The following is a 13,063-nucleotide window of genomic DNA, read 5'->3' as shown; positions in this document are numbered from 1 at the left end:
CGCCACCATTACGTAGTGCATAATTGCGAGCTGTTCGCAATTACGGCTGATCTTCAGTAGGGGTGTGGAGCATGAGGGCCCGATCGATACGGGGCGCGGGCGCGGTGGCGACAGTGGTGGCGACAGCGGTCGCCGCCTCCGCCTGCTCGGCGCCGGGCGACGGCGACAGCGCCGGGGGTGCCAAGGACTCGGCGGTCGTCGGCATCGCGTACGAGCCCGAGACCCTCAGCCCCCTCCTCGGCTACGGCAAGGACGGCAACTCGAAGATCTTCGACGGGCTGCTCACGCACGACGCCGACATGAAGCTGAAGCCCGCGCTCGCCGCCGAACTGCCCAAGGTCACCGACGACGGCAAGACCTACACGTACAAGCTCCGCAAGGGCGTCAAGTTCAGCGACGGCAAGCCCTTCACGGCCAAGGACGTCGTCTTCACCTACGAGACGATCCTCGACAAGAAGACGAACAACGCCTCCAAGACCGAGCTCGACGCCGTCAAGAGCGTCGAGGCGAAGGGCGGCTCCGGCGGAGACACGGTCGTCTTCCACCTCAAGTACCCCTACGCGCCGTTCGCCGAGCGCACCGTGCTGCCCATCGCCCCCGAGCACATCGCGGGCAAGCAGGACGTGAACACCGGCGACTTCACCACCGATCCTGTCGGCACGGGACCGTACAAGCTGGTCAAGTGGTCCAAGGGCGAGAAGCTGACCTTCAAGGCCAACCCCGGCTACTGGGGCGGCGCTCCGAAGATCAAGAACTTCACCATGGCGATCATCAAGGACGACGACATCCGCGCCACCCGGCTCGACGCCGGTGAGCTCGACGGCGCGATCCTGCCGCCCAACCTCGCCAAGAAGTACAAGAACGACGGCGGCAAGAACACGTACGCCGCCAAGACCTTCGACTACCGCGTCGTGACCCTGCCCAGCGGCAACAAGGTCACGGGCGACACCGACGTCCGCCGCGCCCTCGACGTCGGCGTCGACCGCAAGGCGATGGTCGACTCGATCCTGTACGGCGAGGGCAAGGCCGCCTACGGACCCGTCCCGTCCGACAGCCCCTGGTTCACCAAGGGCACCGAGCGGAAGTTCGACGCCGCCAGGGCGAAGAAGATCCTCGACGACGCCGGATGGAAGCCCGGCAAGGACGGCATCCGCGAGAAGGACGGCGTCCAGGCGAAGTTCCCGCTCTGGTACCTCTCCGGCGACAAGCTCCGCCAGGACCACGCCCTCGCCTACGCCTCCGACGCCAAGAAGATCGGCATCAAGGTCGAGGTGCAGTCCGGCACCTGGGAGGTCATCCAGCCCCGCATGCCCAAGGACGCGGTCCTCGCGGGCGGCGGCTCCCCGGCCGACCCGGACTTCGACCAGTACACGCTCCTGAAGTCCTCACTCGCCGGTGACGGCTTCAACAACATGGCGCACTACGACAACCCCAAGGTCGACAAGGCCCTGGAGGACGCCCGCAAGAGCGGCGACCACGCCGAGCGCCAGGCCGCCTACGACACGATCCAGCGCGAGCTGGTGAAGAACCCCGGCTACACCTTCCTCACGCACATCGACCACCTCTACGTCGTCGACAAGAAGTTCGGCGACCTGACCACCCAGGTCGAGCCGCACGACCACGGTCTGGCCTCCGGCCCCTGGTGGAACGTCGAGGACTGGCAGCCGAAGAAGTGACGACCGCGATACCCGAGGACCCGGGGAAGACGGCACGCCGCCGCCTTCCCTGGGGGCCGATGGCCCGCCTCGCCGGACGGCGGGCGCTGTTCGCCGTCCCCGTGCTGCTCGTCGTCACCTTCGGCGTCTTCGCCGTCGCCGCCGCATCGCCCTTCGACCCCGTCAAGGCGTACGCGGGCACGGCCGGACTCACCGCCTCGCAGGAGAACCTCGACCAACTGCGCGCCAACCTCGGCGTCGACAGGCCGCTGACCGCCCGCTGGTGGGAGTGGCTGACCTCGGCGCTCTCCGGCGACCTCGGCGACTCCAGCACCCTGCGCCAGCCCGTCACGGACGCCATCGGCGAGCGCGTCGGCTGGTCCGTGCTGCTCGCCGCGACCGCGTTTCTCGTCGCGATCCTGCTCGGCACCGCCCTCGGCGTGCTCGCCGCCCGCCGTCCCGGCGGCTGGGTCGACCGCGCCGTGACCTCCCTCGCGTACACCCTCGAAGCCGCGCCGCCGTTCTGGCTCGGCCTCCTCGCCGTCTGGCTCTTCGCGCTGAAGCTGGGCGCACTGCCTTCGGGCGGACTCACCGACACGGCCAGCTCGACCGTGACGGCCGGACAGGTCGCGAGCCACCTGGTCCTTCCCGCCGGTGTGCTCGCCGTCTCGCAGCTGCCGTGGTTCGTGCTGTACGTGCGGCAGGGGGTCGGCGACGCGCTCGGCGACGACCCCGTACGCGGAGCACGCGCGCGTGGCCTCGCCGAGCGGACCGTGCTCCTCGGGCACGCGCTGCGCTCCGGCATGCTGCCCGTGCTCACCCTCATCGGCTCGCGCGTACCCGAACTCATCACCGGCGCGCTCCTCGTGGAGACCGTCTTCAGCTGGCCCGGCATCGCCGCGGCCACCGTGCAGGCCGCGACCTCCGTGGACTTCCCGCTGCTCGCCGCGCTGACCGCGCTCGCCACGGCCGCGGTCCTGCTCGGCAACCTCGTGGCCGACCTCCTGTACGGCCTCGCCGACCCCAGGGTGGGATTCGATGGCTGAGATGCCCCAGGCGCCCCAGGCGCCTCACATGCCTCAGGCGCCTCACATGGCCGACATCATCTGGCGCGACCGGCGCGGCTCGCGCCGCTCCACGCGCGCATGGCGGGTGCGCACCTCCGCGGTGATCGTCGCCGCGATCGTCCTCGCCGTCCTCGTCGTACCGCCGCTGGCCAACCTCGACGAGCAGGCCGTCGACCTCGCCGCGAAGCTCCGGCCGCCGTCCCTGACGCACCCCTTCGGCACCGACGACGTCGGCCGGGACCTGCTGCTGCGCTGCGTGTACGGGCTGCGGGTTTCGCTGTTGGTGGGCGTCGTGGCGGCGGTCGTCGCCACCGTCATCGGCACGGCGGTCGGCGCACTCGCCGCCGCATCCGGCGGCTGGGTCGACCGGATCGTGATGCGTCTCGTGGACGTCTTCTCGTCCGTGCCGCACCTGCTGCTCGGCATCTTCATCGTCGCGATGTTCCGGCCCGGTGTCTGGCCCGTCGTCGTCTCCGTGGCGCTCACGCACTGGCTGTCCACCGCCCGCATCGTCCGCGCCGAGGTCCTCTCGCTGCGCTCGCGGCCCTACGTCGACGCGGCGATCTCCGGCGGCGCCTCACGGCTGCGCGTCGCGGTGCGCCACCTGCTGCCCGGTGTCCTGCCGCAGGCCGGGCTCGCCGCCGTCCTGATGGTGCCGCACGCCATCTGGCACGAGTCCGCGCTCTCCTTCCTCGGCCTCGGACTCCCCACCCACCGGGCGAGCCTCGGCACGCTCGTGCAGAGCGCGCGCGGATCGCTCCTCGCGGGCGACTGGTGGCCAACCCTCTTCCCCGGCCTGTTCATCATCGTGCCCACCCTGGCCATCGCCGGCCTCGCGGGCGCCTGGCGGGAACGCATCAACCCCCGGCGCCGATCGGAGCTCATGCTGTGACGGTCCCCGTCCTCTCCGTGGAGGGCCTCTCCGTACGCTTCCGCATGCGCGGCGGCTCCCACGTATCGGCCGTCACCGACGCCACCTTCGACCTCGCGGCGGGGGAGTGCCTCGCCCTGGTCGGCGAGAGCGGCTGCGGCAAGTCCGTGCTCGCCTCCGCGCTCCTCGGCCTGCTCCCGCAGAACGCCGAGACGGCCGGGAGCGCACTGCTCGGCGACACCGACCTCCTCACCGCCGACGAGCGCACGCTCGCCCGCACCGTGCGGGGACGGCGCGTCGGCCTCGTACCCCAGAGCCCGGCCGCCCACCTGACGCCGGTCCGCACCGTGCGCTCCCAGCTGGAGGAGACCCTGCGCGAGCTCACCGGCGTACGAAGGCCGCGGCTGCGCGCTGCCGCCGAGGCCGCCGCGGAGCGCGCCGCGTTCCCCGCCGGGCACCTGGACCGCTACCCCCACGAGCTCTCCGGCGGCCTCGCCCAGCGCGCCGCCACCGCGCTCGCCCTCGTCGGCGACGCGCCGCTGCTGCTCGCCGACGAGCCGACGACCGGCCTCGACCGCGACCTGGTGGACCGCACCGTCGACGAGCTGCGCCGGCACGTCGGCGACGACCGCGCGCTGCTCCTGATCACCCACGACCTGACCGCCGCCCAGCGGATCGCCGACCGCGTCGCCGTGATGTACGCGAGCCGCATCGTCGAACTCGCCGACGCGAGCGACTTCTTCGGCACGCCGGGACCCCGGCACCCCTACGCCCGCGGCCTCCTGAACGCCCTGCCCGAGCGCGCCTTCGCCCCCGTCCCCGGCATGCCGCCCGAGCTGTCCGCGCTTCCCGGCGGATGCGCTTTCGCGGCCCGCTGCGACCGCGCCGACGCGGCCTGCGCCACCCTGCCCGCGCTCACCGACGGGGCGGCCTGCCACCATCCCCACGCGGACGTGCTGGAGGCACCCCGTGCTTGAACTGCGCTCCATCACCGCCGGGTACGACCGCCGGGCCCCCGTCGTCCGCGACGCCGACCTCACCATCGCGCCCGGCGAGGCCGTGGGCCTGCTCGGCCCCAGCGGCTGCGGCAAGTCCACCCTGGCGCGGGTCGCCGCGCTGCTGCACCGCCCCGACGCCGGGCACGTCGTCATCGACGGCACGCGGGCGGCCGGTTGGCGCCACCGGGCGCCCCGCGAGCAGCGCACCTCCTTCGGAGTCGTCTTCCAGCAGCCGCGCCTGTCCGCGGACCCGCGCCTGACGCTCACCGCCCTGATCGCCGAGCCCCTGCGGGCCGTGGGCCGCGGCCGGGAAGCGGCCACCCTGGTCCCGGACCTCGCGGCCCGCGTCGGCCTCGGCAAGGAACTCCTGGGCCGCCGCCCGCACGAGGTCAGCGACGGCCAGCTGCAACGCGCCTGCCTGGCCCGCGCGTTGGTGCTCCGCCCGCGCTGGCTGATCTGCGACGAGATGACGGCGATGCTGGACGCCTCCACGACGGCGGCCCTGGTCCACGTCGTCGAGGAGTACCGGTCCGAGCGCGGCGCAGGCCTCCTTGCCGTCGGCCACGACCGCGTACTCCTGGAGCGGTGGTGCGACCGCACGGCGCACTGGGACGAGCTGGCGGGCCACGAGCGGGACCGTCGCTGACCGGAGCAGGCGTGAACGGCCGGCGTCGACAGCGCCAACTCCCCTGGCGCAGGGGTTTGCTGAGCCAGGCGGGGCCTCATACTCACTGAGGTTCCGCCCGTCGTCGCGCCCGCGCGCCGCTCCGACCCGTCCTCCCGGGAGGCAGACATGGCCCTCACCACCCGTCGCAGAGCCCTCACCACCCTCGGCGCCGCCCTCGCGGGCAGCATCGCGATACCCGCATACGCCCAGGCGGCCGACCGCGGCCACCGTCCCCGGCCGCTGCTCCGCGCCCACGCCCACAACGACTACGAACACCAAAGGCCCCTCCTCGACGCGCTCGACCACCGCTTCAACAGCGTCGAGGCCGACATCTACCTCGTCGACGGACAGCTCCTCGTCGCCCACGACCCCGTCGACCTCGACCCCACCCGCACCCTGGAGTCCCTGTACCTGCGGCCCCTGGCCGAGCGCGTGCGCGCCCACCACGGCTCCGTGTACCGGGGGTACCACCGCACGCCCTTCCAGCTGCTCGTCGACATCAAGACCGAGGGCGCGTCGACGTACACCGAGCTCCACCGCCATCTGCGGCCCTACCGCGGCCTGTTCACGACGTACGCCCACGGCAAGGTGCGCCGGGGCGCGATCACCGCCGTCGTCTCCGGTGACCGCGCGGCGCGCGTCCCGATGGAGGCGCAGCGCGTCAGGCACGCCTTCTACGACGGCCGCCTGACCGATCTCGGAACCCCTGCCCCCGCCTCGTTCGTCCCGCTGATCAGCGACAACTGGGCCCTCAACTTCTCGTGGCAGGGCACAGGACCGTTCCCCGCCGTCGAACGCGACAAGCTGCGCGGCATCGTCTCCCGGGCCCACGCGCGCGGGCAGCGCGTCCGCTTCTGGGCGACACCGGACCTGCCGGGTCCGCAGCGCGACGCGGTCTGGGGCGAACTGCTCGCCGCCGGTGTGGACCACCTCAACACCGACGACCTGGCGGGACTGGAGACGTTCCTCGACGCGCACGGCGGATGACCTCCGCCGATCAACGCTCCGGCAAGTAGCACCCGTTCGGAGCACAGGTCAGAGGCCCGGATGCCCCCTCCGCTACGCCACACTGACGGCCGTAAGCCGCGGTGTCGCGTGGCGGAGGAGGTATTCCCGTGGCCATTTCCATCTCTGTCGTGCTGCTGCTGGTGATCCTTGCGGCGGTCTTCCTGCGCAACGGCGCGCTGAAGGTCTCGCACGCCGTCGTCTGCGCCCTGCTGGGCTTCTACCTCGCCAGCACGAGCATGGCGCCGACCATCCGGGACGGCCTGACGGCCACCGCCGACATCGTCAGCGGCATCCAGCCATGAGCCTCCTTTGCGGTCTCATGAACAACTGACGCTGTTTCATGGACACTTCAAGCGGACCGCTCTAGCTTCGGCGCATGACCAGCAGACTGCGCCGCCTCGTGCCCGCCAGCGCCCTGGCCCTAACGGTCTCCCTCGCGTTCCCCGCGTACGCCGACGAGATCCCCAAGGCCCCTGGGCACCGGCTCGTCGAGAGTTACGAGGGTGCGCCCGCCGAAGCCCGCCCACTGCCCGGCACCCCGCCGCCCCAGCACCCGTACCTCGCCGCCAACGGCCGCAGCGGCATGCACGCCGACGCGGCCGGCAGCGGAACGTACCCCTGGAGCGGGCCGCTCGGGAAGCGGCCCGCGGTCGACAGCGAGAAGATGGCGGCGCTGGGCGGCGAGTGCGCCACCGTCACCTTCGACCGCGACGGGCGCATCGTCACCGTCTGCGGCACCTTCACGGGTTTCCTGGTCAAGCTGCTCGACCCGAGGACACTGGACACGCTCGCCGAGTACAAGCTGCCGCAGCGGCCCTCGACCATCGAGGCCATCACCCGGCTCGACTTCTCCAGGATCTTCAAGGACACGTCCGGCGGCGCCTACTCCTACCTCGACAACGAGGACCGGCTCGTCCTCGCCGACTCCCGCCAGCACATCGTGCGGCTCGCGCACGAGCGAGCGGCGGACGGCGGCTGGCGCTTCGTCGTCGACAAGGAGTGGGACCTCACGGCGCACGTCCCGCACGACTGCGTCAGCTGGACGAACCTCTACCCGAGCGGGCAGTGCGACCCGGTCACCTCCGTCATGCCCGACTGGGAGGGCCGCATCTGGTGGGTGACCCGGCAGGGCCGCGTCGGCACCGTCGACCCGAAGTCCGGTGACATCCGCTCCGTCCGGCTCGACGGCGAGGAGATCCAGAACTCGTTCTCCGTCGCCGAGGACGGCGTGTCGATCGTCTCCGACCACGCCCTCTACAGCTTCCGGGCCACGGCTGACGGCACGCCGAAGGTTCTCTGGCGCCAGACGTACGACCGCGGCACCGGCACCAAGCCCGGCTCGGTCAACCAGGGTTCAGGCACTACGCCCGACCTCTTCGGCGAACACGACGACTATGTGGCGATCACCGACAACGCCGACGACCGCATGAACGTCCTCGTCTACCGGCGCGGCGCCGGCGTGCCCGACGACGAGCGGCTTCTCTGCAAGGTCCCGGTCTTCGGCTCCGGCGCCTCCACCACCGACAACTCGCTGATCACCTGGGGCGACAGCCTCGTCGTCGAGAACAACTACGGCTACGAGAACATCACCTCGCTCACCTTCGGGCGCAGCGTCGTCGGCGGTGTCAGCAGGATCGACGTGCGCGAGGACGGCAGCGGCTGCGACACGACCTGGGAGAGCGGCGTGCGCGCCCCGTCCACCGTACCCAAACTCTCCACCGCCAACGGTCTCCTGTACTTCTACACGAAGGAGCCCAACAGCCTCGGCATCGACGCCTGGTGCCTCACCGCGGTCGATTTCCGCACCGGCGGGACGCGGTGGAAGCAGCTCGCCGGTACGGGCATCGCCTACGACAACAACTGGGCCCCGGTGACGCTGGGGCCCGACGGGACGGCTTACGTCGGCGCGTTCAACGGCCTCGTCGCGGTGCGCGACACGAAGTAGCGACGCAGCCGTGAAGGTTCGGCCGTGAAGGTTCAGCCATGCCGGGTCAGTTCCGGGAGAACACGCCGATGCCGTTCGGCACCGGACGCTCCGCCCCGCCGCTGGGGTTGTTGCGCACCGTCACGGCGTCGGCGCCCGGCGCCCGCGCGACCAGGGTCGAGGTGGCGGAGACCAGGGTGGAGGAGCCGCCACCGTCGAGGCTGAAGCCGTCCGTCGCCCCCAACTCTCGCAGCGTGTCGGCCACTTCGGCCATCGTCAGGCCGGTGCGGAACCGGGGTGAGCCGTCGAGCGACAGCAGCAGCAGACGGCGGCCGTCCCCGGAGATGCCCGCCGCGGTCCGCACCGCCGACGTCGTGGGGTCGAGGCCGGTCAGCGGCTCGCCGTCCCGCAGCACGGGAAAGCCGCCGATCGCGAAGCGGAACGGCACGTGCGACCCGGTCGCCACCAGGCGGTGCCCGACCCGCACCCGGTCGCCCGCCGACAGCTTGCGCAGCTGCTGCGCGCCCGCCTCACGTCCGACGAGGACCGTGCTGCCACGGGCGATGGGGCCGCTGCCCGGCGTGTCGGCGGAGGCCACGACCCGGCCGCCGCGGACCGTCACCTCGTGGGTGTCCGCGCTGCACGGCGCGCCCCGGCTGGTGTCGGTGCCGCAGGTCGCGCGCACCCGCGACACCTCACCCCAGTCGCTGGTGAAGGCCCCGACCGAGCCTACGGGCAGCGCGTACTGGTTGAGGCCGCCGAGCGGGAAACGGGCCTCCTTGGTGCGGACCTGCCCGTCCAGGGCGAGGTCGCCCAGGCGCGCCCTGCGGTCGTACCCCACGCCGAGGACCGCCTTGGTGGTCACGCCCTGCGGCATCGCGGGACCGAAGCGCTGGCCGTCCGGCACCGCGGCCTTCAGCGCGCGGCCTTCGGCGACCGCCGGGCCCACGGGCGCGCCGGTCGCCTCGACGCCCGGGTGCTGGCCCTCGCTGATGTTGAAGAAGTCGCCGTTGATGCCGCCGACCGCGCCGGCCCCGTCCGCCAGCGCGGAGACGGGTGCGCGCGCGGCGACCTTGCCCGGGTGGAGCAGTCCGACGCGCGTGCGCGGATTGCGCAGGTCCACGTCGAGGACATGGGCGCGGGCCGTACCGTGCGAGGCGGGGATGTCGAAGTACCGGTACTCCACGCCCGGCGCGATCCGTCCCCCCGCCCGCTCCCCGGCCCCGACAGCGCCACCGGCCGGCGCCGCTCCCAGGAGAGCCGCACCGGCCAGCGTGCCGAGCGTCGTGATGAAGGTCAGGGCCGTTCTGAACCGGCCACCGCGTTGCTTCCGATGTGTCACAGGACCCCCTGTTGTCGACCGAACAGCGAACCAACTCTCCCAGTGGTCAACGGAGTTCACCAAGTCATGACGGCCCGGTCGTGACCAGCCGGGAACGGATGAGGAAACGTACGCCCTCCGGAGCCTCCAGCGAGAAGCCGCTGCCGCGCCCCGGCACGACGTCCACGATCAGCCGGGTGTGGCTCCACAGCTCGTACTGGCTCCTGGACATCCAGAACGCGACGGGCTCGGCCACCCCCTCGACCGTCAGCGACGCGAGGCACACGTCCGAGGCACCGGTGCGGAACTCGCCCTCCAAAAAGCACATGGGGGCGCTGCCGTCGCAGCAGCCCCCGGACTGATGGAACATCAACGGTCCATGGGCCTCCCGTAGCCGGCGTACGAGCCGGGCGGCTGCGGGAGTGAGCTCCACCCGTGGGGCGTCGCCCCCGGTGTCCTTCGTCTCATGACGGTCCATGGGACCACCATTTCCTCCGGCACGTTGCAACAGCGTTGCGGCAAAGGTGCGCGAGCCCCCGGATGGACCAATCGTGCGATGGTCGGGTCGTGTCGCCGCGAGTGCGGCGGCGCAGCGGCCAAGCTGGTGGGATGCGCTGGCTCCTCTCGTCGATCGCCGCCCTGACCCTGGCCGTTCCCGCGTCGTACGCGCCGCCGGCCGCCGCCACTCCTCCGGCCGAACCGGCGTGTCGCGCGGGCACCGCCCCCTACCAGCGGGAGCTGGAGCGTGAGCTCCGGCTGCCGGTCGACGGGCGACAGTCCACCGCCGACTGCGAGGCGATCCGGCGGCTGCAGCGGCGGCTCGGCATCCGCCCCGCGGACGGCAGGGCGACCCTGCGGACGTACCGCCTGGTCGTCGCCGACCGCGTCCGGCGGGACCCGGCGGCGCGGCGCGACTGCCCCGTCAGGCCGTACCGGATCACGTGCGTGGACCTGACCCGGCAGGTCCTGTGGGTGCAGAGCGGACGCGGACTGGTCTTCGACCCGGTGCCGATCCGCAGCGGCAGGGACGGCCTGGAGACCCGCAAGGGCTGGCAGCGGGTCTACTGGAAGAGCCGCGACCACTACTCGACGATCTATCACGTCGCCATGCCCTACGCGCAGTTCTTCAACGGCGGGCAGGCCCTGCACGGCACCCGCTCGGACCTGTTCTCCTCCGGCTCCGGCGGCTGCGTCAATCTGGCCCTGGGCGACGCCAAGCGGCTGTACGACCTGCTGCTTGAGGGCGACCGCCTCTACCTCTGGGGAACGAAGCCGGGTACGGGCGACTGACGCCGCCCGTACCCGCCGCGCGCCCGAGCGGCGCTCACTTCCCCTTCTTGCCTCCGCCGCGCTCGTTGGTCAGCATCACCGTGACGCCCTTGGCGGCGTTGGCGGCCGTGACCTCGTGCGGGCCGCTGACCGGCCGCTTCGGCCGGGCGTAGCCGTCGGGCACGTCGGTCTCCTTGAGGTAGTACGAGCCGAGGTCGAGGCCCTGGAACTCGCACCGGCCGCGGCCGTCCGTGGCGCAGCCCCTGTCGACGAGCGTGTCCCGGCCCGTGCCGGACGACTGGAGCCCGGCCCTGCCGTTGGTCTCGCGCCACAGCTGGAAGACGGCGCCGGGCAGCGCCTTGCCGGTCTTCTTGTCCTTCTTGACGACGGTGATCCCACCGAGCTCGCCGGGCTGCTCGTGCCTGCTGTTCAGCGCCTCCACGGAGACTCCGGCCGAGGCGTTGGCGCCCGTGAGGCGGAGGGGGCCGAAGACCGCGGGGTCCGCAAGCTCGTAGCCGCCGGGGGCCTTCGTCTCGACCCAGTAGTACGTCCCGGTGGCGACGTGCTTGCGGCACGTACCCGTGGTGCTCGTGGTGCAGGGCTCACCCGTCTCGGTGTCGGGGTCCGAACCGCTCTGCTGGAGCCCGGCCCTGCCGTTGGTCTCGCGCCACAGCTGGAAGACGGCGCCGGGCAGGGCCCTGCCCGTCTCCTTGTCCTTCTTGACGACGGTGACGTCGCCCTTGACGACGTCCGGCTTCTTCTTGTGGTTGGTGGCGGTCACCGTCACGCCGTCGTCGGCGTTGGCCTCGGTCAGCTCCAGCGGTCCGAAGACGTTCGGCGAGGGCCGTTCGTAGCCGCTCGGGGCTTTCGTCTCGCGCCAGTAGTACGTGCCGAGCGGCACGGTCTGGACGCATTCGCCGGGCGCCCCGGTGGTGCAGGGGCTGCCGACCCTTTCGTCCGGGTCGTCGCCGCTCGTCTGGAGTCCTTCGACGTCGTTGGTCTCCTCCCACAGCTCGAACTCCGCGCCCGCGAGCGGGTCTCCGCTGTCCCCGTCGGTCTTGACGATCTTCACCTGCCCGGTCGTGGGCGTGGTGTCGCAGTCGGGCAGGTCGCCGAGGAAGGGGTAGTTGTGGATCTCCTGGCCACCGCCGCCCGACGCGGCGCTGGTGTGGAGGAGCGATCCCGTGGTGAAGAGGCGGCCGTTCATGCCCGGCACGCTGACCGTGGTCCGCGACCTCTGTTCGCCGACCAGGACGCTCCCCTGGAACTGGCCGGTTCCCTTGAACTCCACCGACGTGGCGTCGGGGAAGTTCCACAGCAGGCGGCTGCGCAGCTGGTTGAACCGGCTGCTGTCGTCGATGGTGCCGCTGTAGGTGCTGATGGTGCGCTTCGTACCGAGGACGTTGACCAGGATCGTGGCGCCGTCCGGGATACCCTCGAAGCGGATGCCCTCCTGGCCGCCGCTCGCGCTCATCAGGTCGAAGTCCACGTTGAAGACCTGCAGCCGGGAGCTGTTGTCGCCGCGGAACAGGGTCTCGCCGCCCGAGTGCCTCGCCGTTCCGGTGGCCTCGCGGAGGTCGCCGTCGGGGTGCGCGTAGCACCGGCTGGCGGCCGTCAGCTCGTCCCGGAGCGGGATGTACGGCTCTGCGGCCTCGCGGTCCTTGCGCAGGGTGGCGAGGATCCTGCCGGAGGTGTCACCGGCGTGGCGCACCACACCGCCCTCGGCGAGCAGCCGCTCGCCGCTCGCGACCGTGACGTCGCCGCCCGTGGTGAGCCAGTCCGAGCCCACGGGCGGCGCCACGCGCGAGCCGACGCCGGCCTCGCCGATGTTGTAGACGCTGCTGAAGCCGGCCGCCTTGTCCTGGTCGAAGTCGCCGAGGACCACCACGCGGCCCTCGGCCTCCGCGGCCCGCTCGCGGACGAGGAAGTCCTCGCCGACGTAGACGTTGATGCCGTTGTCGCGGTACCTGATGGCGCCGTTGTGGATGGGTGGGTAGTCGCCGTCGGGGCAGTTGCCGGGCACGCACGGGCCGAGCCCGCCGGGCAGCGGCTTCGCGGCGGCGGCGGGCACGGCCTGGGCGGGCCCCGACCCGGGAGAGGAGTGCGCGGCGGCGGGCACGGCCGGGAGACCGCTGCCCGCCACCATGCCGAGGAGGCAGAGGTACCTCATCCCGGACTGGATGACGGAAGGGAAACTCACGTGCAGATCAGCTCCTCACTTGGTCAAAGCGACGTGGAGGAGGCTCGCACGAGCGACGTCCCGGGCCCCTCAACCGATCCGCT

12 protein-coding genes are annotated in these 13,063 nt (G+C 72.0%); 9 read left to right on the top strand and 3 right to left on the bottom strand.

Annotated elements, in window-relative coordinates; translation table 11 throughout:
* Window positions 1–71 precede the first annotated feature (71 nt).
* The 8 genes from AC07DI_RS30860 (at window position 72) to AC07DI_RS30825 (ending at window position 8,211) form a co-directional block, all read left to right on the top strand.
* Window positions 72–1,676: an ABC transporter substrate-binding protein gene (locus tag AC07DI_RS30860; RefSeq protein WP_478907543.1), complete on the top strand. Its 1,605-nt coding sequence runs from the start codon at window positions 72–74 to the stop codon at window positions 1,674–1,676.
* Between the two features lie 59 nt (window positions 1,677–1,735).
* Window positions 1,736–2,701, top strand: a complete 966-nt coding sequence (locus tag AC07DI_RS30855; RefSeq protein ID WP_384254380.1) for an ABC transporter permease — start codon at window positions 1,736–1,738, stop codon at window positions 2,699–2,701.
* A gap of 46 nt (window positions 2,702–2,747) precedes the next feature.
* Window positions 2,748–3,614 (top strand): ABC transporter permease, encoded by an 867-nt coding sequence (locus AC07DI_RS30850; RefSeq protein ID WP_478907541.1) that lies wholly within the window; start codon window positions 2,748–2,750, stop codon window positions 3,612–3,614.
* Between the two features lie 44 nt (window positions 3,615–3,658).
* Window positions 3,659–4,570: an oligopeptide/dipeptide ABC transporter ATP-binding protein gene (locus AC07DI_RS30845; RefSeq protein ID WP_478907630.1), complete on the top strand. Its 912-nt coding sequence runs from the start codon at window positions 3,659–3,661 to the stop codon at window positions 4,568–4,570.
* Window positions 4,563–5,237 carry an ABC transporter ATP-binding protein gene (locus AC07DI_RS30840; protein WP_384254261.1) on the top strand — a complete coding sequence of 225 codons (675 nt, stop codon included), beginning with the start codon at window positions 4,563–4,565 and terminating at the stop codon, window positions 5,235–5,237. Before AC07DI_RS30845 ends, AC07DI_RS30840 begins: the two co-directional genes overlap by 8 nt.
* A gap of 147 nt (window positions 5,238–5,384) precedes the next feature.
* On the top strand, window positions 5,385–6,245 hold the full coding sequence (locus AC07DI_RS30835) for a phosphatidylinositol-specific phospholipase C/glycerophosphodiester phosphodiesterase family protein (RefSeq protein WP_478907539.1): 861 nt from the start codon (window positions 5,385–5,387) through the stop codon (window positions 6,243–6,245).
* 128 nt (window positions 6,246–6,373) lie between these two features.
* Window positions 6,374–6,568: a hypothetical protein gene (locus tag AC07DI_RS30830; RefSeq protein WP_384254265.1), complete on the top strand. Its 195-nt coding sequence runs from the start codon at window positions 6,374–6,376 to the stop codon at window positions 6,566–6,568.
* Window positions 6,569–6,642: 74 nt separating this feature from the next.
* On the top strand, window positions 6,643–8,211 hold the full coding sequence (locus tag AC07DI_RS30825; protein WP_478907536.1) for a hypothetical protein: 1,569 nt from the start codon (window positions 6,643–6,645) through the stop codon (window positions 8,209–8,211).
* 46 nt (window positions 8,212–8,257) lie between these two features.
* Here the strand turns inward: AC07DI_RS30825 and AC07DI_RS30820 are convergent, their stop codons facing one another.
* Window positions 8,258–9,532, bottom strand: a complete 1,275-nt coding sequence (locus AC07DI_RS30820) for a phosphodiester glycosidase family protein (protein ID WP_478907534.1) — start codon at window positions 9,530–9,532, stop codon at window positions 8,258–8,260.
* Window positions 9,533–9,596: 64 nt separating this feature from the next.
* On the bottom strand, window positions 9,597–9,989 hold the full coding sequence (locus tag AC07DI_RS30815) for a DUF779 domain-containing protein (RefSeq protein ID WP_478907532.1): 393 nt from the start codon (window positions 9,987–9,989) through the stop codon (window positions 9,597–9,599).
* A 131-nt stretch (window positions 9,990–10,120) separates the two neighbouring features.
* Between AC07DI_RS30815 and AC07DI_RS30810 the strand changes: the two genes are divergently transcribed.
* A complete protein-coding gene (locus AC07DI_RS30810; RefSeq protein WP_478907530.1) occupies window positions 10,121–10,801 on the top strand; it encodes a L,D-transpeptidase in 681 nt (226 codons plus the stop codon).
* A gap of 34 nt (window positions 10,802–10,835) precedes the next feature.
* Here the strand turns inward: AC07DI_RS30810 and AC07DI_RS30805 are convergent, their stop codons facing one another.
* Window positions 10,836–12,980 (bottom strand): choice-of-anchor A family protein, encoded by a 2,145-nt coding sequence (locus tag AC07DI_RS30805; protein ID WP_478907528.1) that lies wholly within the window; start codon window positions 12,978–12,980, stop codon window positions 10,836–10,838.
* Between the last annotated feature and the right edge of the window lie 83 nt (window positions 12,981–13,063).

Source organism: Streptomyces sp. NPDC044106, from assembly GCF_056433985.1.
Note: the sequence above shows the minus strand (reverse complement) of the source record. Positions and strands in the feature narration are given on the sequence as shown.